Below are 19559 nucleotides of genomic sequence, written 5' to 3' on the forward strand. Positions count from 1 at the left end.
TGCAAGCAGCGAGTACAGGCGACCGCTGCGTTCTGCACGTCCGATACTTGTTTCGTTAGTTGTTCAGGGCGGCAAGTGCCTTGCGCAGCGGCTGCCGGCGTCGTCTGCGACCTCTTTGACAGCCGGCGAAGCGCTGAGCTGGACCATGGTTTGCGGGTCAATGGCCTCGATGGTGGTGACTCCTGCGCCTTTGCTGCGGCGGACGACGACGTTACAGGGCAGGAGCGCGCCGATTTCAGGCTCTGCGGCGAGGGCGCGGCTGGCTAGGACGGGGTTGCAGGCACCAAGGATGACGTAGTCGCCGACGTCATGGTTCTCCTTGGTGCAGCTCGAATGTCGGACTAATCAGGCGAGGGAGAGGAGGAGCTTTTCCAAGTCTTTCCTGTCCATCGATGTGTCCTTCTGGACAATGCACTGCTCCAGGCCCGTGGCGATGATGGCGAACCCGGCCCGTGACACCATCACCATTGGCAACATCAGCATCCAGGCCCTCCACACCCCCGGGCACACCCCCGAGCACCTGTCGTTCCTGGTGACCGACGGCGCATTCAGCGACCAGCCCGGCTACCTGCTCTCCGGCGACTTCGTCTTCTCCGGTGACCTGGGCCGTCCGGACCTGCTCGACGAGGCAGCCGGCGGCATCGACACCCGCTTCGAGGGCGCCAAGCAGCTGTTCGCCAGCCTGCGGGACAAGTTCCTGACCCTGCCGGACTACGTCCAGGTCCACCCTGCCCACGGCGCGGCCAGCGCCTGCGGCAAGGCCCTGGGCGCCATCCCCTCCTCCACCGTCGGCTACGAGCGCCTCTACGCCTGGTGGGGCCCGTACCTGGCCGCCAACGAGGAACAGGGCTTCATCGACGAACTCCTCGACGGCCAGCCCGACGCGCACGCTTACTTCGGCCGCATGAAGCGCGAAAACCGTGAAGACCCGGCCATCATGGGCGAACGCGCCCCGCTTCAGGAACTGGACCCGGCCGACGTCGCGAAGGACCTCGCCGAGGACACCGTCACCTTCATCGACACCCGCCACCACACCGAAGTCCACGAAGGCGCGGTCACTCGCTCACTGAACGTTCCCGCCGGCAAGTCCGTGGCCAGCTACGGCTCCTGGGTGGTCAACCCGGAAACCGACAAGAACCCTCTGGTGCTCCTGGCTTCCGACCAGGAAACCGCGCAGGACATGTGGGACCACCTCGTCCGGGTCGGCATCGACAACGTCGCCGGCTACGTCACCACCCTTGAAGGACTCCCCACGTTCACCCCGAAGCTGATCCAACCCGCGGCCCTCGCCGGCTTCGATGCGGCCATGGTGCTGGACGTCCGCAACCGCACCGAGCACACCGCCGGGCACATCCCCGGCTCCCACCAGCTCAGCGGCGGCCGCGTCATGTGGCACCTCGATGAGCTGCCCACCGACGGCACCATCGTGACCTACTGCCAGTCCGGGGTCCGGAACTCCGTGGCTGCCAGCGCCCTGCGCCGCGCCGGGTACGACGTCGTCGAGCTCGACGGCAGCTACGCCGCCTGGGACGCCTGGCAGCAGATGCGGGAATCCGTTTCCAGCAACTACGCAAACCAGCCCTGAAGGCCAGCGGAACGGGCGGTTGGGAACGGTACCGGCTGAGCGGTCATTCCGTAGAACCTGCTCCAAGGACTACTGACCCTACTGGTCCGCAGACACAGGAACCAGAATCGAACTAAGACAGGTCGAGAGGCGAAAGGTACCAGCCATGATGTGGGGATACGGACAAGGCATGGGCTGGACGTGGCTCTGGGGCCTCCTCCTGCTGATAGGGATCGCCGTGCTGGTAATACTCGCGGTTCGCCTGTTTGGCGGCGGTGTGGGCCGCGGACACGACAACTCCGCGATGGCAAAGAGCCGGGCACGGCAGATCCTCGACGAACGCTTCGCGGCCGGTGAGCTGACGGCGGATCAGCTCCGAGTCCTCGGGGATGGCCCGTAGTGCGGCCCATGAGTCGCAGGAACGCGCTCTTGCTCGCTGGTCTTGGCGTCGCAGGAACAGCGGCGGGAGGGACGGGCCTGGTGTGGACGCTGACGGCCCGGCCTTCCCCCATCGCCGGAGGCGAACTGACGGAACCGCCTGAGCATCGGAGCATCGGCGGCCGGCTCCGGGTTCGGCTCGAAGCCGCCCCTGGACAGATTCGGCTCGGCGGCCAGTTGGCGGCGGCCCTCGGCTATAACGGGACGGTTCCTGGCCCAACCCTGCGTCTCAGGGCTGGGGACGTCGTCAACCTTGAACTCGTCAACAATTTGGATCAGGTCACGAACCTGCATGTGCACGGCCTCCATGTGTCCCCCCAGGGCAATGGGGACAATGTCTTTGTCTCCGTCGATCCTGGCTCGTCCTTCGAGTACGAGTACCGGATTCCAGCGGACCATCCCCCTGGTGTGTATTGGTACCACCCCCACCATCACGGCCGGGTCGGTGATCAGATTTTTTCCGGTCTCTTCGGGGCGATTGTCATCGAGGATCCGGAGCCGATGGCGGCAACGCGGGAGCGGGTGTTGGTAGTTTCTGATACCGCGTTGGATGGGTTCGGGAACATCCTGCCGGCCAGGGACATGGACCGGATGATGGGCCGCGAAGGGGAACTCCTCCTGGTGAACGGCCAAAGCAATCCGCAGTTCAGCGCCCACCCTGGGGAACGGGAAAGATGGCGCATCATCAACGCGTGCGTCTCCCGTTACTTACGGCTGCGGCTCGAAGGGCAGCAAATGCAGCTCCTCGGCATGGACCTCGGCCGCTTCCGGAACCCGGAAAAAATGGACGAAATCGTTCTGACTCCGGGGAACCGGGCAGACCTCCTTGTTACCACAGCAACCGGGGATTCTGTCCTGCGCTCTGTTTACCAGGATCGCGGAAGCATGCCAGCGATGATGGGTCCGCAGTTCGGACCGGCGGACCCGGGAAACGGGCCGGACGGCGCCGCACTGGCCACTCTCCACGTCTCAGGCGAACCTGCGCCATCCTTGGCGGACATGACTGCCCCTGCGGAAATGGGAGATCTGCGCTCATCCGCCGTCGCTGCACGCCGGCAGCTGGTACTGGCCACTGGCATGGGCATGGGTGGGGCAGGCATGATGCGCTTCACCGTCAACGGCAGGAAATTCAACGACGCGAGGACGGACACCACGGTTGCTGCCGGGACTGTAGAGGAATGGACCCTGACCAACCGCAGTCCAATGGACCACCCCTTCCACCTGCACGTATGGCCCATGCAGATCATCGAGGAAAACGGCCAGGCCGTGGATTCCCTTCTCTGGCAGGACGTAGTGAACGTACCGGCGAATGGGCGGGTGACGGTACGGATTGCGTTCGAGGACTTCCGCGGGCGCTCGGTCTACCACTGCCACATTCTGGACCACGAGGACCTTGGAATGATGGGCGTCATCGAAGTACGGTGACAGTCCGCCAGGACTTCAGCCCGCATCTAACAAAGACGTTCACCGGTGGGAGGCGCGGATACGGTGATGCTTTTCCGAGCCGGTTTCCTATAGATGCCGAAGGCCCACGCTGCTGCTGTCCGCAGATGCCGCTTTCAGGCGGGGGACCAAGGGCTCTGTCGCCAGAATGCCCCGCGGATGACGCTTTGAAGAGGATGGGATATCGGTGAAGGGGAAGAACCCATGATTGCCAACACTGCAACGAGACCGGGACCGGCGGGAAATGATCAATGATTTGTCGGCTCTCCCCACCGGTGTGCTGGTGGCCGTGGGGATCCTGGTATCCGCCGCGCTGGTGCTGGACGCAATTGCCCTGATCGACCTTTACCGGCGGCCTGCCGAACTGGTTGCCTTCGCGAATAAGTGGATTTGGCTAGTGCTGATGCTCGTTTTGAACGTACTTGGCCCGGTTCTGTACCTCCTGATTGGCCGCAAGGCCGCCTCCCCGCCGGAGGGCCCGGCCACGACAGGCAGCGCTTCGAAGCAAACCGGTGCCGTTGACGTGGCCGGCAAGCTCTACGGTCCCCCGGACCAACCCTTCCGACGTTGAACGCGGCCATCGAAGCCGTCGGGCTCACCAAGTCCTTCGGACAAAAGCGGGCCCTCGACGCGGTCAGTCTAAGCGTCGAGGAGGGCTCCATTTTTGGCTTCCTGGGCCCGAACGGTGCCGGAAAGACCACCATGCTTCGTCTCCTGAGCGGCCTGGCCAGGCCTACTTCTGGATCGCTCCTGGTGCTGGGACACGCCATGGACTCAGCCGACAACGCAGTCCGGGCCAGGGTCGGCTTCCTCCCGGACGTTCCCGCGTTCTACAACTGGATGACCGCCGGTGAAACCATGCGGTTTGCGGGAAGGCTGCATGGAATGAACGGCAGGCAGCTGAACGATCGGGTGGACTTGCTGCTGGACATGGCGGGACTCGGACAGGTGGGCACGCACGTAGGGGAATACTCGCGCGGAATGCGGCAGCGCCTGGGCGTCGCCCAGGCCCTCATCAACGCTCCGGAGCTGCTGTTGCTGGACGAACCGACGGGCGCACTTGATCCCATAGGACGCAAAGACGTCCTGGAACTGATCGCATCGTTGCGTGGCCGCACCACAGTTTTTTTCTCCACCCACATCCTCGGCGATGCCGAGCGAATCTGCGACTCGATCGCCATCCTCGATCGGGGCCAGGTGGTGGCACAGGCGCCAATCGAGGAGATGAAGGAACGCTACTCGAAGCAGAAGATCGTCGTCGAAGTCACCCGCGGCGCCGACATACTCGCTGCGGCTATCTCCCACTGCGGCTGGGCGATATCGGTCACGCACGGAGCGCACGACGTCCTGGAAGTCGCCGTCAGTGACCTTGGAGCCGCCCAGCACGCGATCCCTGCCATGATCAGCCGCCAAGGGACAGGCCTGGCACGTCTGGAGGTCAAGGAGATGGATCTCGAAGAGGTCTTCGTGCAACTCGTCGGGGGTGGCCGGACTTGAACGGATACCTCGTGTTCGCCCGCAAGGAGGCTCTTGAAATAGTCCGCACCTGGCGCATCTGGGTGTTGCCGTCGATCCTGCTCTTCTTCGCACTCACCGGGCCGCCGCTCGCGCGTTTCACTCCCGAGCTCATCAACGCCCTGGCCGGCGAGCAGCTTGGCCAGTTCAGGATACCGCCACCCACCTACCTCGACGCCTACGGGCAATGGATCAAGAACCTGTCGCAAATCGTGCTGTTCGCACTCATCATCATCTACGGCGGACTCATCTCATCCGAAATCCGGAGCGGCACCGCTGCCTTCGTCCTCACCAAACCTCTGTCCCGGGCGGCGTTTGTCATCATCAAGGCCATCGTTCATACCGCGTTCCTGGCGTTCACCCTGACGGCAGGGACGCTCATCACCTGGGGAGTGACACTTGCCGTATTCAGGGATGCGCCCGCTTCCGCACTGTGGAAGTCCGCGCTTCTCTGGCTGGTGCTCGGCGTCTTTTTCATCATGCTCATGACGGCGTTGTCCGTGATGATCCCCGCCCCCGCGGGGGCAGCCGGTGCCGGGCTCGGTGCCTATGCGTTGTTATCGGCCGTAGCCATCTGGGAACCCCTCCGCACTTACTCCCCGGCGGGCATCACCGGCCAGGCAACGTCCCTGGCCGCCGGCACCGAAACTGCCTCACCACTGTGGACGGTGACGACGTCGGTCCTGCTTTCCATAGCTTTGGTCTTGCTGGCGGCGGCACTCTTCCGCCGCAAGGAACTGTAAGGAACGCCCAACCGCACTGACCGCTGACTGCCGCTGCCCGAAGTCCGGGCGAACGGGCTAAGCATCCCAGGCGGGCCGGGACGTCCCGCCGTCGTCCGTCCCTGTCACTGGGCGTTGAACCAGCAAAGACCGGAGTTCTTTCAGCAGTTCAAGCTGCCGGCTGTTGACGGCCATGAGCCGGTCTATCTCGGCCTTGGCCTGCACATCCGTCTCATAGTCGTGCTGGGCCATCGCAGCCGCAATAGCATCCTGCCGTTTTGCGGCAATCAGCAGTATGGCACCTTGGAGACCCGCGACCATGGACAGGAAATCCGCCGCCCGCTCGCCCCTGGTGAGACCGGCCTTGTGCTGCACATGCCATGTGGTGTGTCCCGGATTCATGAGCCCAGCGTAAAGGCAACACCTTCCGGCGGACATCCGACACCTTCCGATAGGGCATCAGTGCGGGAGTAACAACTCCCCGAGCGCAAAAATGCCTGCCGCGATCACCATCAGCACCAAGGCTGTCACCAAAAGCACGCTGCGGTCCCTCAAGCGGAACACTGCAAGACTGCCGGTGACAATCGCGGCCACCGCCACGATGAGCAACCCAACTACGACGAACTGCCTCACCTCGATGGGAAAAAGCAGAAAAACGCTCCAATAGAACGGGTACAGGACGACGGCAGCGGCCAGCCAGAGAGCCCACCAGCCGACCATAGTGGATGGGAGTGGTTTCGCCGCCATTTGCTCATACCTCCGCTTTCCCCTGCCTGCCGGCCACCTCCGGGGTCGAGAGCCAAACCCCCTTCGGGACGTTCGCCCCTACCCGCGCATGGCGGCCGGCATGACACTGGATAGTGACATCAGAGGCACACGTCCAATGTACGTTCAGGAGGGTACAGATGTCGCTTTCCCGGCACGAGCGTGGCCTGCTCGACGAAATTGGGCGCCAGTTGATCGAGGACGACCCGAGGCTCGCCGCGCGTTTGGGTCAACCGCCGCGGCCGGCGTCCAATGGCTGGAGCCTGGCAGGCGGGGTGCTGCTTACTTTGACCGGCTTTGTCGTCCTGATGTCGGGAGCTGTGCTGATGTCCACGGCACTCGGGGCCGCTGGCTTCATCACCATGGCAGCCGGTGGAACACTGGCATCGCGCTGGATCGGCGTTTCCCGATTCCGGTGGGTAACGCGGCCGCCCAATCCTGAGGTGCGACACAACACCCCGGTCGAATAGATGCCGGAGATACCCCATCATGGCCTTCCGGCCCACGAAGTCGTACTCCTCCTGGAGGCCCATCCCTTCGAGGGCCTGGACCCTGACACAGTGTCCCGAAGGCGTCAGCTCTACGGACCGAACGTACTCCCGCGCTCCAAAAGGGGCGAACTGCTCCGCAAAACAGCGCGGCAGTTCAACAACCCTCTGATCTACGTGCTGCTCGCGGCCGCAGGGGTGACAACCTACCTCGGTGAACAACTCGACACCTTTGTCATCCTTGCCGTGGTGCTGGTCAATACAGTGGTCGGGCTCGTGCAGGAGGTCCGCGCCGAGGGGGCACTGGATGCGCTGCGTCACCTAGTCCAGACCCACGCAGCCGTGATAAGGGGCGGCGTGCGGCTGGAAGTTCCCTCCGAAAAGTTGGTCCCGGGAGACCTCGTCCTGCTCGAAGCTGGTGACAAGGTACCCGCGGACATTCGCCTCGTCCGCCTTTGGGGCCTCAAAGTTGACGAATCGACGTTGACCGGGGAATCCGAAGCAGTGTCCAAGGATGAAGTGGTCCTGCCCGCCGCCACACCAGTCGCGGATCGCCGAAACATGGTTTACGGAGGAACCCTCGTGACGGCCGGAAGTGGTGCCGGAATCGTGGTGGCCACCGGTGGGGAAACGGAGCTCGGCGAGATCCATCGGCTCATGGGCACCGTCCAGCCCATGGCGACTCCCCTCACCCAAAAGCTTTCACGGTTCAGTATGACGCTCACTGTTGGCATCCTGGCCCTTGCCGCCTTTGCCTTCATCGTTGGGGTGGCACGCGGCCAGCAGCCGGCGGAAATGTTCACTGCCGCCGTAGCCTTGGCGGTTGGAGCCATACCCGAGGGCCTTCCAGCCGCCGTGACGGTCACGCTCGCCATTGGGGTTCGGCGCATGGCAAGACGGCGCGCGGTGGTCCGTCGTCTTCCGGTAGTCGAAACCTTGGGCAGCACAACGGTCATCTGCTCGGACAAGACTGGAACCTTCACAGAAAACCAGATGACGGTGCGGGCCCTCTGGACTCCCTCGGCGCAGTATGAGGTATCCGGCTCCGGCTACGGCCCGGAGGGAACAATCCGCAGGCGTGCGCCCGGCCGGGAGGATGTTCAAGCTGGCAGGTCTGAGGCCCTCGATGACGCAGCGCTCCGCTGGTGCCTGCTGGCGGGCGGGGCCTGCAACGACGCCACGGTCCACTTTGAAGGGGACGTCTGGGGCGCCCGGGGTGACCCGACCGAGGCCGCGATGCTGGTGGTGGCGGGAAAAGGCGGAGTGGATATCAAGGAATTCCTGGAACGAACACCGCGGCTGGACTCCATTCCTTTCACTTCGGAGCTGCAATATATGGCCACGCTGCACGCGGCAGAACCATGGGCGCCGGGTTCCATTGTGCTGGTCAAGGGCGGTGTCGAACGGCTGCTTGAGCTTTGCTACGGGCAGATGGACCGCGGCGGTGAAACGGTACCGGTTGAGCCCAAAACCGTGCTGCGGGCCGCCCACGCGCTAGCTGCCACTGGGCTGAGGGTACTAGCCACGGCATTGGTGCGGTTACCACCGGAGTCCGGAGTACTCGCCGGGGCACCCATCGAACGGAACCTGGTTTTGACGGGCCTGCAGGCCATGCTCGATCCCCCGCGAAAAGCCGCCGCGGCAGCCGTTGAAGCCTGCCACGAGGCTGGCATAGCGGTGAAAATGATCACCGGGGACCATGTGGGTACGGCGGTTTCCATCGCCGCGTCGGTGGGCCTGGACGGCAATCCTGAAGACGGCACCGCCCTGCTCGGCATCGACCTGGACAACATCCCCGGCGTCGAGCTCACTGCTGCCGTGGAGAGGGCAACCGTTTTCGCTCGGGTCTCCCCGGAGCAGAAGCTCCGGCTTATAAATGCGCTGCAGGCTGGCGGACATGTCGTTGCAATGACAGGCGACGGGGTCAACGATGCGCCCGCACTTCGCCAGGCGAACGTGGGGATCGCCATGGGCCGTTCGGGAACCGAAGTGGCCAAAGAGGCCTCGGACATTGTGCTGACCGATGACAACTTCGCCACCATCGAAGCGGCCGTCGAAGAGGGCCGCAACGTCTTCGACAACCTGACCAAATTCATCGTCTGGACATTGCCGACGAACATGGGGGAAGGCCTGGTCATCCTGGTGGCGATCCTCATTGGCGGGACACTCCCCATCCTGCCGACCCAGATCCTGTGGATCAATATGACAACCGCAGTAGCCCTCGGCCTGATGCTTGCCTTCGAGCCGGGGGAACCGGGACTGATGTCCCGCCCGCCCCGGAACCCGGCCCTCCCATTGCTGACCTGGGCGCTGACGCTGCGGGTACTGCTGGTCTCGGCCCTCCTGGTCGGAGGCACATGGTGGATCTTCGAATGGGAACTCGCAGGCGGTGCCTCCCTCCCTGAAGCGAGGACGTCGGCAGTCAACCTCTTCGTCACCGTGGAGTTGTTCTACCTATTCAGCTGCCGTTCACTGACGCGGCCGGCTTGGCGGATGGGCCCGTTCAGCAACCCCTGGGTAGTGGTTGGGGTCCTCATCCAGGCTGTCGGCCAAATCGCCATCACATACTCCCCCGTAATGAACGGGCTCTTCCACACGGCCCCCATAGGCCCGGAGGCATGGCTGCGGATCTTCGGCCTCGCACTGCTCGCGTCAATGGTGGTCGCGGTGGACAAACGATTCCGGCGTCACATCCTTTAGGAGGAAATCATGACAAGAGCCTCACTCCTGGCCCTGCTCGCCTTTGTTGCCCTGACGTCGATCGCGGGAGGGGCAGTCATGGTGGCGTCCGCATCGCTGGGGACGGACCGGATGGGTCTTCCTCCCGAAATTTTGCTGCCACCGGAACTCCTTCAGGGGTCTCCGTTCAACTCGTACCTCGTCCCAGGGCTCCTGCTCGCTCTCGTCGTCGGCGGCTTCCACGTGGCCGGGTTCATCCTGCTCATGAAGCACCGCCGCCGGGCGCCCTTAGCCGCGGCAGTGGCCGGCTACTCTATCCTGATCTGGATTTTCGTCCAGATGGTGTTTGTCCCCTTCAACGTCCTCCAGGCAGTGTATTTCGCCGCCGGACTGGCTGAACTGGGCTTGCTGCTACTGCTGCTGGGGCTCGGTGGATCCGTGGCGGGGAGCCGCTGAACCCAGGCACGGGCGCAACTCCAGAGACGTTCGGCCCTGTCCGCGGAAGCGCCCATAGCGGACGCTGGAGTTATGAATGCGAGAAACCCAGAACTCAGAATCGTCCACACTGTTGAACAGCCCACCGCGGTGGTCCACGAAAGAATCCCGATGGCTGACCTGACGGAATTCTTCGGCCGGGCATTCGGCACCGTGATGGCGGCGGCCCAGGCGCAGGGCGTCCAGTTGGCCGGCCCGCCTTTTGCCCTCTACCGGGGAATGCCTACTGAAACCGTCGACGTCGAAGCCGGTTTTCCCGTCAACGCCGGCTTCAGCGGGACCGAAGGCGTGGCAAACGGCAGCCTGCCTGAAGCCGAGGCCTTTGAAGCCATCCACCTCGGACCATACGACACCTTGGGTACGACGTACGGGGCCATCCAGGAGCGCATGCGGGCGGAAGGACTGACTCCCTCCGACACAATGTGGGAGTACTACCTCAGTGACCCCGAAACGGAGCCGGACCCAGCCAAGTGGCAGACGCGCGTGGTGTGGCCCGTTGCCTGACGTTCCCTGACAGGAATTCGTTCCCGCACTGCTGTCAGAGACACCTGGACCTCAGCGCGCTTTGGCTGCGACCTCTACTGGATCACGTACCGCTGCATCATGTCGTTGTCCTCGTGTTCGAGGATGTGGCAATGCCACACGTACTCTCCCTTGAACGATGATCCGATGGCCAGTGCAGCTCCCCCTGCTGCGCCCGCTCCGAAAGGTACGCGGATTCTTGTTACCTCACCGGGCAAGGCTACGACAGTGTCCTTCCAGCCCTGCTCGTTGGCAGGGGGCGGCAGTGGGCGTCCCCTCAGGAATGGTCCGACCGGCACGGAGTTGCCGTGGCCGGGCGTCACCAGGCCGGTGGCAGGATCCACAAAGCCCGTGGCCGCGAGGTAATTGTCGACATCGAAGCGCTGGCGGTTCAGCACCTGGAACTGGGTGAAGTGAAGATGGATCGGATGAGCGTCCACCGTGGTGTTGATCAGTTCCCACTGTTCGAGGGTGTCGCCCTGTACCGCTGTAATGTCGGGGCTGTGGAACGCCCGGTTGTTGAGCAGGGCCATGATGGGGACGCCACCGGAGTTTAGGACTTCAACAAGGGTCATGCTGCGGGTGGCTGCGGTGGGAAGGCCGGCGAGCCTCGTCATGGGTTGCGTCCGCAACTGCGCCGGTAACGGCGCGGTGTAGCCGGCTTCGCCTTGCACGCTGAACTGCATAATCTCGCGCAGGGGCACCCCGCCACGCCGGACAGCGACGGGCCCGTCAGGGAACGGCGTGCGTGCGTCGTTTGTCAGGACCACCTTGGTCCCGGCAGGGAGCGCCGCGAAGTCCACGACGATGTCGGCGCGTTCGCCGGGGCCAAGGCCCAGCTTGTTGAGTCTTGCCGGAACGTCGAGGAGTCCGCCGTCTGTCCCTATCTGAGCGAAGCCGAGTGCGTTTCCGCCGGCTACCAACTTGAAGTTGTAGAACCTGGCGTTTGACCCGTTGAAGACACGGAACCGGTATTTCCCACGGTCAACATCCAGGTTCGGCCAGCATTTCCCGTTGACGGTTGCCATGTCTCCGAAGAATTCAGGCGCCCAGGGCCGGGGGCTGCCGTCGCTCAGCGTCAGCTCCGGATTTGGCGGATAGGCGAAGGAGCCATCGGTGTTGAACATTCGGTCCTGGATGACCAGTGGCACCTCGTACGGCGGTGGCGGGAGGTGCGTTCCGTCTCCGGTGTCAATACCGGTTCCGGCTGGTCCTGGTGTGTCCCGGAGGAGGTAGCCTCCGGCCAGTCCGGCGTAGACGTTCAGGCGGGTGATGCCCAGTGCGTGGTCGTGGTACCAAAGTCCGGCCGGATCCTGGTTGTTGTCGTAACTGTAGGTAAACGAGCTTCCGGGCACGAACACTTGTTCCGGACCGCCGTCGGAACCCGGCCTGGTGTTGCCGCCGTGCAGGTGGGTCGACGTCCGCGGAAAGTCCGCGTCGTTGGTACCGGGTGGAACCAGTTGCGCATCAATGGCGAACGCCAGCGGATGCCGCCCCAGCCCGTTGTGCACCGTAAGCGCAAAAGGGGTACCCCTCTCAGCGACGATGACTGGCCCAAGGTAGGTCTGCGATCCACCGGCGTCCTGGTAGGCGAAAGTGTCGGTCAGGCCCATCTGGGAATGGAAACTGTGACGTGCATTGCGCATCCACAACTCCGCATTACCGCCGGCCCTCATATCCATGACTCCGAAGTCGGCCAAGGTGGGAAGCTGCTCGGAGAACATCGGCGGTGAACCCAGCATTGGTGCAGATGTCCGGGCTGCAAAGGCGGCATGCGGTTGCACCAGGATGCCTGCCCCGGCTGCAGCCCCGGCCTGCAGGAGTTGTCGTCTCGTGAAGAGCATCTCAGGCTCGTTTCTCTCGGTGGTGGGACGCTGACTCAGTCCTCGGGCCCGACGACTGGATGATGAGCCAGGCCAGCCGTCTCTCCCCCGTCAATGACGAATTGAGCGCCGGTGACGAAGCTTGATTCCGGGCCGGACAGATAGAGCACCAGCTCTGCGATTTCTTCCGGCCGGCCCACCCGGTTCAGGGCGACATGCGAGGTGGTGAGCGCGAGGCCTTCGGTCATGGGCGTCAGCACGGCGCCAGGGTGCACCGAATTAACGCGGATGCCATAGTGGGCCAGGTCCAATGCCGCACTTTTTGTCAGGCCGGTGACGCCGAATTTCGATGCCGTGTAGCCAGGCAGTGCCTCGTAGCCTCTGATGCCGGCAATGGATGAGATGTTGACCACCGAAACGTTGCCTGAGGCCTTCAATGCGGGTATGGCCGCCTTGATCCCGTTAAAGACGCCGTTGAGATTCACGTTGATGATGTGGTCCCACTGCTCGTAGGAATACTCTTCAATACTTCCGAAATTGACGATGCCGGCATTGTTCACCAGGATGTCGAGTCCCCCGGAAGGCGCGGATGCCTTGGCGACTGCCTCGGCCCGCTGAGCGCGGTCAGTCACATCGAGGTGGACATGGGAGGCCCCCGTCGCCCAGACGCCCGGCCAGTGCAGTGCCATCCTCATCGAGGACATCGGCGAGGACGACTCTGGCCCCCTCGGACGTGAGCCGTTCTGCAATTGCAGCGCCTATCCCCCGCGCCGCACCAGTCACGAGCGCCGTCCTGCCGCTGGCACGTGCCATGATCTCCTCCTGCTGTTCGAGTGAAGCTTTTTCCCAGGCATCCGAAGTTGACCTGCTGCCCACGGAAAGTCTTCTCCCACCTGATCCGGCGGTGAAGGGGCTTTGGACCCTCCCTTCAGGATCCCGACAGAACAACAGCCCGGGCCAAAGGAGCCGGATCCCGTCGTCGGCCGGACTAGGGCCAGAAGACACATACGAGGAGGCTGTTTGTGGGCCATACTGACGGCATGAACGTTGCGGCGGGAAAGCCGGACCGGGTCCTCCTTGTCATTGTGTCCGTGATAGCGCTGTTGGTGATCGTCGCTCTGTCAGTTGTTTTCACCCGCGGGGAGCCGGAGGTGCTGGATGAGGCAACGCCGCCGGGCGTTGTCCAGCGGTACAGCACGGCGGTCATTGACGGCGATACGGCCACCGCCAATTCCTACCTCACGCAGGTGGCACGCTCCTCCTGCAGCGGTTACCGGGAAAGCGGCCCGTTGCCTGCCCGGGTCGTCCTGATTTCCACAACCGAGAGGGAGAATACGGCTTTGGTGAACGTCTCGGTTGTCACGTCAAGCCCGGGTGGCCCCTTCGGACCATCCGAGTACGACGCCGAAGGCCGCTTCTCCCTGGTGAAGGTCGATGGCAAGTGGCTGATCGACCAGGCACCGTACCAGCTCATGTCATGCCCCGGAACAAGCCTGAAGCCATGAACGCAACAGTCCGGACAGCTGTACCAGCGGCGGGTTCTGCCCTACTCACTCTGCGCCGCTTGATCCTGTACGTGTTGCTGTTTGCCCTGGTGGTGATCGCCTCTATCGGGTTGAGCGGCCTCCTGGAGCGCCTGTTCAGCACGGGCGCCGTGTTGGCGTCCACAGATGTGGCCGGGCTTGCCCGTTCCCTCGCCTTCACATTGATTGGAGGTCCGCTGGCCGGGCTCCTGTGGTGGGTAGTTTGGCGCAGGCTCGACGACGCCGCGGAATGCGCGGCAGCAGGGTGGGGCCTGTACGTGACCGCGATTTATGCGGTGTCTCTCATCGTAGCCACGACTTCCCTCCTGGGAATGGCGGCGTCCTTCATCGGTCCCCAGGAACCCCGGTGGTATTCGCCGTTGTCAAACGGACTTGTCTGGGCCGCAGTATGGTTCTGGCATCGCTGGATGTGGCGGCACCCCGTCAAACATCCCGTCAATCTTGACGACGTCCCGGCTGTTGTCGGCACAGTCTTCGGACTGCTCACGGGCGCGTTTTCCGCCATCACCGCCCTGGGTGGCTTGCTTGACGTCGCCATCCGGGGCTTCACCAGCCTTACCCCAGAGGCGGAAGCGTGGTGGCAGTCTGTGCTGCGGGCGCTCGTCTGGGCCATTGGCGGAAGTATCGTGTGGTGGTGGCACTGGTTCAAGGGTGGCGGGCGCAAACTGGAAACCGCCCTGGTGGATGTTGCACTGCTCAGCGTTGGGATCTTCGCAGCCGGAATCACGGCGCTCGGCGGGGCCGCCGTCGTGGTTTTTGTACTCCTCAGAACTGTATTCGACCGGGGCGAGTCGATGAATGAACTGCTGGCTCCCCTCGGCTCTGCTGTCGCCGCTGCAGCCGTCGGAGCATTGGTGTGGCGCTATCATCGCGTCAGCGGAACCCACCGTTCGGTGGCCACCCGCAGTGCAGGCCGGCTGGTGACGTCAGGAATTGCCCTGGCGGCAGCTGCCTCCGGCATCGGCGTCGTCATCAACGCAGCCCTTGCCATGGCCGTTTCACCCCTGGCCGGAAGCGGCACGCGCACCCTGCTGCTGGGTGGCATCAGTTCCCTCCTTGTGGGAGGCCCCGTCTGGTGGCGGGCGTGGAAGCCGGGCCTGCAACCGCACAGCATGGATGTCATTCCTCCGGGCAGGCGGGTTTACCTCGTGGTGGTCTTCGGCATCAGTGCCGTGGTGGCGCTCGTTGCCCTGCTGGTGATTGGATACCGGCTCTTCGAGTTCATCTTGGGCGACGTGTCCGGAGGCAGCCTGCTGGACCGCATCCGGGCACCACTCGGCCTCCTAGTAGCAGCCGGCCTCGTTGCCGCCTACCACTTTGCCCTTTGGCGGCGTGATCGCGCCCACCTGGCGGCCGCGGCCCCGTCCGGCGCGCACACCATTGAGAGGGTCACCTTGGTGACGGCATCGGATCCGGAGGCGTTGTCCACCGCAATCACCGCCGCGACCGGCGCCAAAGTCACTGTGTGGCGACGGGCCGATGCCGGCAACAGACCACTGCCGGCGGAAGCGGCCCTCCCCTCGGAACCAGGGCTCATGGAGCTGGCAGTAAGTGCCCTTTCCGGCGTCACTGCCGCCAGCGTCCTGCTGGTAATCGGTCCGGCCGCCGGCCAGGCAGCCCGGATCGAGGCAATTCCCCTGGAAACAGACAAACCCTCACGGAATTGGCGCCGGGAAGCGGCGGCGTCCCCACCAGAAATCAGGCGAACGCAATGGGTGGAGTAGTGCATTTTGAAATCCCCGCAGACGATGAAGACCGCGCGAGAAAGTTCTACGAATCAGTGTTTGGCTGGACCTTCCAAGTCTTGCCGGAAATGGAGTACAGCCTGGCAATGACCACGCCGCTCGATGATCAGGGCATCCCGGCGGAGCCAGGGGCAATCAACGGCGGAATCTTCCGCCGCGGCGACATGTTGCAGGCACCGGTGGTCACGATTGATGTCGACGACATCGATGCCGCGTTGGAACAGATTGGGCGCACGGGAGGCGAGACGGTAAGGGGCCGGATGGAGGTTCCCGGTTCGGGCTGGAACGCCTACTTCCGGGACAGCGAAGGAAACGTGATCGGACTCTGGCAGAACGCCGGCCCGGCAGCCCGGCTTGAAGGATGACGGATCCCTCCGTGCCTTTTGGCCCTGTCAAAGTCCACGTGCCCAGTGGATCCTTTCTCTATGAACGCCGTAATCATCCGTGGCGGCGGAACCCCTTCGGACAGCGGGATCCGGTGGAGAAAAATCTGGCTGCTGCTGGTGTTTGGCCTGCTGCTTGGCGGCGGCCCGGCAGCCCACGCTGTCACGCCCACCGACGTCGTTGTTGAGGACCGGGCGGGAGTACTGGACCGCAACACCCTTCTCCCGGCCATCACTGCGATCGAGTTCTACGAGCCCACCAAGGTAGCTGTGTACACCTACAACGGGAATGTCGCAGACAACCTGAACGAGGAGGTTCTCAGGTTCGCCCGTGCCGAACACCCGGACTGGATTAGTCCCGACGGCCAGAAATGGGCAGACGGGCTCTTCATCTTCGCCCTCGATCCTGTGGGCCGGCATGTGGGCACCTACATGGGCGAGGACCGCAAGGTTTCCCTGGAACAACGCGATGACATCCAAAACGCCGCCAAGGATCTCCTGCAGGATGCCCAATGGACGGACGGGACCATCGCAGGAGTCCGGCGTGGCGCCGAACTGATCAACCAGCCGTGGTATCGGTCAGCCGCCTTCGTGATCACCGCCTGGGTGACCGGCGCGGCCGCGGCCCTGGGGGCTGCGGCGTTGCTGATAGTGCGGGCGGTGACCAGGGCCGCCTGCCGAAAGGAGCTGCAGCGGGGAGACCGGAGCTACGCCAGTGTCAGCACGGACCTGGACGTCACGGAACTTAACGCCGGCACCATCCCCGAGGACTCCTCCTACGGCAGCAGCGTTCTGGAGAAGCACCGCACCTTCCTGAACCGGTACAACGCCACCACCGGGCTCTCCAACCGGGTCCATGCGCTCCCACAGAAGGCGTTGAGCCGCAGATCGAATCTAAAGCTGGTAAGGGAGTATGCAGACGCGGCCGCCGAACTGGATGCCCTGGACGACGTCATAGCCGACAGCAATGCGTTCTTGAACCGGTCGAGCACCTGGCCCACTGCATGGGACCGCCAACTTTCGCCTTTCCGGAGCGACCTCGCCGGACTTGAACAGCTGCTCAGCAAACGCCACGGAGAAGGAGACTCCGCCACTGCAGCGGCCCTGAGGTCCTTCCGCGACCACAGCCTGCACGAAATAGAGCGATGGACAGCCCAGCTCGTTGACGGGTCGATCACCCCGGAAACGGCTTTGGACCACCTTCGTGACGCCCGCACCCGCCTATCGACGCTTTTGAAGAACCATGCGGAAACCGTGATCGACGGCTTCGCCAAAAACGAGCGTGAAGCAAAGCTCATGCGCAGGGAGATGAATAATGCGCAGGATGGCCTGGACCACCGCCCGAGGCGGAGCTACGAACCCAGCATCCTCGGAACGGTCTACCCGTCCTACTACTTCTTCTCGGTTCCTGCCTTCAACTCCGGCCTGAACACCGGCGTCGGAAGCGTCAGCTCTGCCAGGGGCGGGGGCGGCACCACAGGCTATGGCAGCAGCGGCGGAAGCTTCTCCGGTTCAGGCAGTTCGTCGAGTTTCTAGGTGACTTTCGGCCCTACAGCTCCGCTGCTGTACGCCGCAGGCTGGAGAGGCAGCCAGCGCGTACTGAAGGTAATCGGTCATGGAGGAGTCAGCGTCAGATAGTGCCATGTTCGTGGTGGGGGTGGACGGGTCGGAGGCCTCGGTGGAAGCGCTCCGGCAGGCCCAGCGGCTGGCTGTCCCGCTTGGGGCAAAGGTGCTGGCCACCGCCTACTGGGAGGATCCGCAGGTTTACGCCGGATAAGTGGCGATGGGCATTGACCGCTTCGATGAACGCGTCATGATCATCCTCAAGGAAGCCCTGGAACAGGCCTTCGGGCAGGTGATTCCGCCGAACGTCATTCCACGCGTCGTCCGGGGGCATCCCAGGGACTCACTGATAGACGCCAGCCGCCACGCGGACATGATCGTTGTTGGCAGGCGCGGCCACGGAGGATTCGGAGGCCTGCTGCTGGGGTCCGTCAGCTCAGCCTGTGTGGCCCATGCGCACTGCCCAGTCCTAGTTGTTCATAGCCCGACACAGACAAAAAGGGAGACCAGCCGTGAGAACGTCTAAACCGATCGCCGTCGCCACCAACGACTCTCCGCAAAGCCAGGCAGCCGTGAAATGGGCTGCACGCCGGGCTTCCCGCGCTGGCCTGCCGCTGATCATTCTGCACGTTGTTGACGACCGCTGGGTGGCCGAACCCATCCCGTGGACCGCGATCCTGGAGGAGAAGGGCTACGAACTGCTGGAAGCCGCTGCCGGGCGCGTGAGGGGTACCGTCCCGATTGAGATCACCACGAAACTTCTGGAAGGCAGCGTCGCGGGCTCCCTGGGTAAGTACTCCACCAAGGCGTCCATGCTTGTGGTGGGCTCCGGAGACACCCATTTGGGTGGTTCGCTCACCGACCGGGCCCTGCAGGTCGCCGCCACGGCGAAGTGTCCTGTTGCCGTCATCGGCATGCATGACCTCGAAGGCCGCAGCGGAGTCCTGGTGGGCGTGGACGGTTCGGAAGAGTCCACGCAGGCCGTCGCCTTCGCAGCTGCCGAGGCGGACAGGGAGGGCCAGGAGCTTACAGTGCTGTTCGCCTTCAGCGGCCCCAACCGCTGGGTCAGGGCAGGCCTGCCGACCAGCAGCCTTGCCGCCCTGATTGAAGAAGAGGAGCAGATCGTTCTGTCGGAGGCAGTGGCCGGTCTCCGCGAGGATTACCCGGACCTCGTGGTGCGCAAGATTCTGGAAAGCGAAAAAGAACCGGCGGAGGCGCTGGTGAAGGCAGCTGCTGATGCTCAGATGCTCGTGGTGGGAAGCCGCGGCCGGGGCGGCTTCAAACGGCTGCTGCTCGGTTCCACGGCCCACGCGGTTCTGACGCACCTGCCCTGCCCAACGGTGATCACCCCTATCCAACGCAGGAAGCACAAGAAGTAGGAGCCCCAGCATGCAAGGCAACGGCTCAGGACCGGAAACGGAAGTCCTCGACATTCATGACTGCTGGAAGTATCTCCGATCGGCTTCGGTCTGCCGGATCGCTATCACTGCGGGCGGGGGGCCTGAGGTTTTCCCGGTGAATTATGTCCCCGACTACGGGACCGTGGTGTTCCGCACCGGTCCGCGTACCAAACTGGATGCGGTTCGCGGCGGCGAACCGGTGGCCTTGGAAGCCGACGGCCTGAACACCTACGACACCATTGCATGGAGTGTCATCGTCAAGGGGACTGCCGACGTTGTGGACACCCAGGAAGCCTTCCAGGAGGCAGCAGACGCCGGGCTCTCGCCCTGGGAGACGGGCAGCAAGGACCACCTGGTGCGTGTAACGCCTACGGAGGTCAGTGGGAGGCGTTTTGTCATCAATCCCCCGTCCCGCTGGTGGCCTCCGCTGGACTCCGCCGGGCATGAACCTCCGGGCGGCGGGTGAGGTG

21 protein-coding genes and 3 pseudogenes are annotated in these 19559 nt (G+C 63.7%); 17 read left to right on the forward strand and 7 right to left on the reverse strand.

The window, feature by feature from the left end:
- Positions 1–55: 55 nt before the first annotated feature.
- Together NIBR502772_RS14060 and NIBR502772_RS22810 are read right to left on the reverse strand one after the other, a co-directional pair.
- Positions 56–306, reverse strand: a pseudogene (locus NIBR502772_RS14060) (DUF302 domain-containing protein); the annotation flags it as partial.
- Positions 307–345: 39 nt separating this feature from the next.
- A pseudogene (locus NIBR502772_RS22810) lies at positions 346–459 on the reverse strand (cytoplasmic protein); the annotation flags it as partial.
- Between NIBR502772_RS22810 and NIBR502772_RS14070 the strand changes: the two are divergent.
- From NIBR502772_RS14070 to NIBR502772_RS14095, 6 genes are all read left to right on the forward strand, one after another.
- Complete coding sequence (locus NIBR502772_RS14070) at positions 434–1585, forward strand: rhodanese-like domain-containing protein (protein WP_246848526.1); 1152 nt, start codon at positions 434–436, stop codon at positions 1583–1585. The pseudogene NIBR502772_RS22810 and the gene NIBR502772_RS14070 overlap by 26 nt on opposite strands.
- 145 nt (positions 1586–1730) lie before the next feature.
- A complete protein-coding gene (locus NIBR502772_RS14075) occupies positions 1731–1964 on the forward strand; it encodes an SHOCT domain-containing protein (protein WP_141140670.1) in 234 nt (77 codons plus the stop codon).
- The gene (locus tag NIBR502772_RS14080; RefSeq protein WP_141140671.1) at positions 1964–3427 is read left to right on the forward strand and encodes a multicopper oxidase family protein; all 1464 of its coding nucleotides are present in this window, start codon (positions 1964–1966) and stop codon (positions 3425–3427) included. The genes NIBR502772_RS14075 and NIBR502772_RS14080 overlap by 1 nt, the downstream gene beginning before the upstream one ends.
- Before the next feature lie 262 nt (positions 3428–3689).
- A complete protein-coding gene (locus NIBR502772_RS14085) occupies positions 3690–4016 on the forward strand; it encodes a PLDc N-terminal domain-containing protein (protein ID WP_141140672.1) in 327 nt (108 codons plus the stop codon).
- A complete protein-coding gene (locus NIBR502772_RS14090) occupies positions 4013–4942 on the forward strand; it encodes an ABC transporter ATP-binding protein (RefSeq protein WP_141140673.1) in 930 nt (309 codons plus the stop codon). The genes NIBR502772_RS14085 and NIBR502772_RS14090 overlap by 4 nt, the downstream gene beginning before the upstream one ends.
- Positions 4939–5703, forward strand: coding sequence for an ABC transporter permease (locus NIBR502772_RS14095; RefSeq protein ID WP_141140674.1), 765 nt, complete (start codon positions 4939–4941; stop codon positions 5701–5703). The genes NIBR502772_RS14090 and NIBR502772_RS14095 overlap by 4 nt, the downstream gene beginning before the upstream one ends.
- Positions 5704–5760: 57 nt before the next feature.
- On the opposite strand, the gene NIBR502772_RS14100 is transcribed toward NIBR502772_RS14095, so the two are convergent.
- Together NIBR502772_RS14100 and NIBR502772_RS14105 are read right to left on the reverse strand one after the other, a co-directional pair.
- On the reverse strand, positions 5761–6084 hold the full coding sequence (locus tag NIBR502772_RS14100; RefSeq protein WP_141140675.1) for a DUF1003 domain-containing protein: 324 nt from the start codon (positions 6082–6084) through the stop codon (positions 5761–5763).
- Between the two features lie 57 nt (positions 6085–6141).
- A complete protein-coding gene (locus NIBR502772_RS14105) occupies positions 6142–6429 on the reverse strand; it encodes a DUF4175 domain-containing protein (RefSeq protein ID WP_141140676.1) in 288 nt (95 codons plus the stop codon).
- 158 nt (positions 6430–6587) lie between these two features.
- Between NIBR502772_RS14105 and NIBR502772_RS14110 the strand changes: the two genes are divergently transcribed.
- The 4 genes from NIBR502772_RS14110 to NIBR502772_RS14125 all read left to right on the forward strand — a co-directional run bounded on the left by NIBR502772_RS14110 (position 6588) and on the right by NIBR502772_RS14125 (position 10613).
- Positions 6588–6917 carry a DUF3040 domain-containing protein gene (locus NIBR502772_RS14110; protein ID WP_141140677.1) on the forward strand — a complete coding sequence of 110 codons (330 nt, stop codon included), beginning with the start codon at positions 6588–6590 and terminating at the stop codon, positions 6915–6917.
- Complete coding sequence (locus tag NIBR502772_RS14115; RefSeq protein ID WP_141140678.1) at positions 6918–9635, forward strand: HAD-IC family P-type ATPase; 2718 nt, start codon at positions 6918–6920, stop codon at positions 9633–9635.
- Positions 9636–9644: 9 nt separating this feature from the next.
- Positions 9645–10070 carry a hypothetical protein gene (locus NIBR502772_RS14120; protein WP_141140679.1) on the forward strand — a complete coding sequence of 142 codons (426 nt, stop codon included), beginning with the start codon at positions 9645–9647 and terminating at the stop codon, positions 10068–10070.
- A 150-nt stretch (positions 10071–10220) separates the two neighbouring features.
- Complete coding sequence (locus NIBR502772_RS14125; protein WP_246848527.1) at positions 10221–10613, forward strand: GyrI-like domain-containing protein; 393 nt, start codon at positions 10221–10223, stop codon at positions 10611–10613.
- 74 nt (positions 10614–10687) lie between these two features.
- Here NIBR502772_RS14125 and NIBR502772_RS14130 read toward each other — a convergent pair whose 3' ends face one another.
- The 3 genes from NIBR502772_RS14130 to NIBR502772_RS22940 form a co-directional block, all read right to left on the reverse strand.
- On the reverse strand, positions 10688–12277 hold the full coding sequence (locus tag NIBR502772_RS14130; RefSeq protein WP_246848528.1) for a multicopper oxidase family protein: 1590 nt from the start codon (positions 12275–12277) through the stop codon (positions 10688–10690).
- 233 nt (positions 12278–12510) lie between these two features.
- Positions 12511–13149 (reverse strand): SDR family NAD(P)-dependent oxidoreductase, encoded by a 639-nt coding sequence (locus NIBR502772_RS14135; protein WP_256370756.1) that lies wholly within the window; start codon positions 13147–13149, stop codon positions 12511–12513.
- Positions 13079–13267: an SDR family NAD(P)-dependent oxidoreductase gene (locus NIBR502772_RS22940; protein WP_256370782.1), complete on the reverse strand. Its 189-nt coding sequence runs from the start codon at positions 13265–13267 to the stop codon at positions 13079–13081. Before NIBR502772_RS22940 ends, NIBR502772_RS14135 begins: the two co-directional genes overlap by 71 nt.
- Positions 13268–13494: 227 nt before the next feature.
- Here NIBR502772_RS22940 and NIBR502772_RS14140 point away from each other — a divergent pair, with 227 nt between their 5' ends.
- The 7 genes and pseudogenes from NIBR502772_RS14140 (at position 13495) to NIBR502772_RS14170 (ending at position 19555) form a co-directional block, all read left to right on the forward strand.
- Positions 13495–13959, forward strand: coding sequence for a hypothetical protein (locus NIBR502772_RS14140; protein ID WP_141142084.1), 465 nt, complete (start codon positions 13495–13497; stop codon positions 13957–13959).
- Positions 13956–15722 (forward strand): DUF5671 domain-containing protein, encoded by a 1767-nt coding sequence (locus NIBR502772_RS14145; protein ID WP_246848529.1) that lies wholly within the window; start codon positions 13956–13958, stop codon positions 15720–15722. The genes NIBR502772_RS14140 and NIBR502772_RS14145 overlap by 4 nt, the downstream gene beginning before the upstream one ends.
- A complete protein-coding gene (locus NIBR502772_RS14150; protein WP_371706676.1) occupies positions 15722–16108 on the forward strand; it encodes a VOC family protein in 387 nt (128 codons plus the stop codon). The genes NIBR502772_RS14145 and NIBR502772_RS14150 overlap by 1 nt, the downstream gene beginning before the upstream one ends.
- A 60-nt stretch (positions 16109–16168) precedes the next feature.
- Entirely contained in the window at positions 16169–17662 is a 1494-nt protein-coding gene (locus tag NIBR502772_RS14155; RefSeq protein ID WP_141140683.1) for a DUF5129 domain-containing protein, read from the forward strand.
- Positions 17663–17741: 79 nt separating this feature from the next.
- Positions 17742–18215: pseudogene (locus tag NIBR502772_RS14160) on the forward strand (universal stress protein).
- Entirely contained in the window at positions 18202–19068 is an 867-nt protein-coding gene (locus NIBR502772_RS14165) for a universal stress protein (protein ID WP_141140684.1), read from the forward strand. Before NIBR502772_RS14160 ends, NIBR502772_RS14165 begins: the two are co-directional and overlap by 14 nt.
- A 10-nt stretch (positions 19069–19078) precedes the next feature.
- Complete coding sequence (locus NIBR502772_RS14170; protein WP_141140685.1) at positions 19079–19555, forward strand: pyridoxamine 5'-phosphate oxidase family protein; 477 nt, start codon at positions 19079–19081, stop codon at positions 19553–19555.
- Positions 19556–19559: the final 4 nt, after the last annotated feature.

Origin of the sequence: Pseudarthrobacter sp. NIBRBAC000502772 (assembly GCF_006517235.1) — a bacterium.
GTDB lineage: Bacteria > Actinomycetota > Actinomycetes > Actinomycetales > Micrococcaceae > Arthrobacter.

Excerpts from the sequence above, each read along its gene's own strand:
- NIBR502772_RS22940 (WP_256370782.1), bottom strand. The coding sequence starts at position 13,267 with ATGGCACGTGCCAGCGGCAGGACGGCGCTCGTGACTGGTGCGGCGCGG.
- NIBR502772_RS14110 (WP_141140677.1), top strand. The coding sequence starts at position 6,588 with ATGTCGCTTTCCCGGCACGAGCGTGGCCTGCTCGACGAAATTGGGCGC.
- NIBR502772_RS14070 (WP_246848526.1), top strand. The coding sequence starts at position 434 with ATGATGGCGAACCCGGCCCGTGACACCATCACCATTGGCAACATCAGC.
- NIBR502772_RS14085 (WP_141140672.1), top strand. The coding sequence starts at position 3,690 with ATGATCAATGATTTGTCGGCTCTCCCCACCGGTGTGCTGGTGGCCGTG.
- NIBR502772_RS14140 (WP_141142084.1), top strand. The coding sequence starts at position 13,495 with ATGAACGTTGCGGCGGGAAAGCCGGACCGGGTCCTCCTTGTCATTGTG.
- NIBR502772_RS14130 (WP_246848528.1), bottom strand. The coding sequence starts at position 12,277 with ATGCGCAATGCACGTCACAGTTTCCATTCCCAGATGGGCCTGACCGAC.
- NIBR502772_RS14125 (WP_246848527.1), top strand. The coding sequence starts at position 10,221 with ATGGCTGACCTGACGGAATTCTTCGGCCGGGCATTCGGCACCGTGATG.
- NIBR502772_RS14170 (WP_141140685.1), top strand. The coding sequence starts at position 19,079 with ATGCAAGGCAACGGCTCAGGACCGGAAACGGAAGTCCTCGACATTCAT.
- NIBR502772_RS14135 (WP_256370756.1), bottom strand. The coding sequence starts at position 13,149 with ATGAGGATGGCACTGCACTGGCCGGGCGTCTGGGCGACGGGGGCCTCC.
- NIBR502772_RS14120 (WP_141140679.1), top strand. The coding sequence starts at position 9,645 with ATGACAAGAGCCTCACTCCTGGCCCTGCTCGCCTTTGTTGCCCTGACG.
- NIBR502772_RS14105 (WP_141140676.1), bottom strand. The coding sequence starts at position 6,429 with ATGGCGGCGAAACCACTCCCATCCACTATGGTCGGCTGGTGGGCTCTC.
- NIBR502772_RS14115 (WP_141140678.1), top strand. The coding sequence starts at position 6,918 with ATGCCGGAGATACCCCATCATGGCCTTCCGGCCCACGAAGTCGTACTC.
- NIBR502772_RS14155 (WP_141140683.1), top strand. The coding sequence starts at position 16,169 with ATGAACGCCGTAATCATCCGTGGCGGCGGAACCCCTTCGGACAGCGGG.
- NIBR502772_RS14145 (WP_246848529.1), top strand. The coding sequence starts at position 13,956 with ATGAACGCAACAGTCCGGACAGCTGTACCAGCGGCGGGTTCTGCCCTA.
- NIBR502772_RS14100 (WP_141140675.1), bottom strand. The coding sequence starts at position 6,084 with ATGAATCCGGGACACACCACATGGCATGTGCAGCACAAGGCCGGTCTC.
- NIBR502772_RS14075 (WP_141140670.1), top strand. The coding sequence starts at position 1,731 with ATGATGTGGGGATACGGACAAGGCATGGGCTGGACGTGGCTCTGGGGC.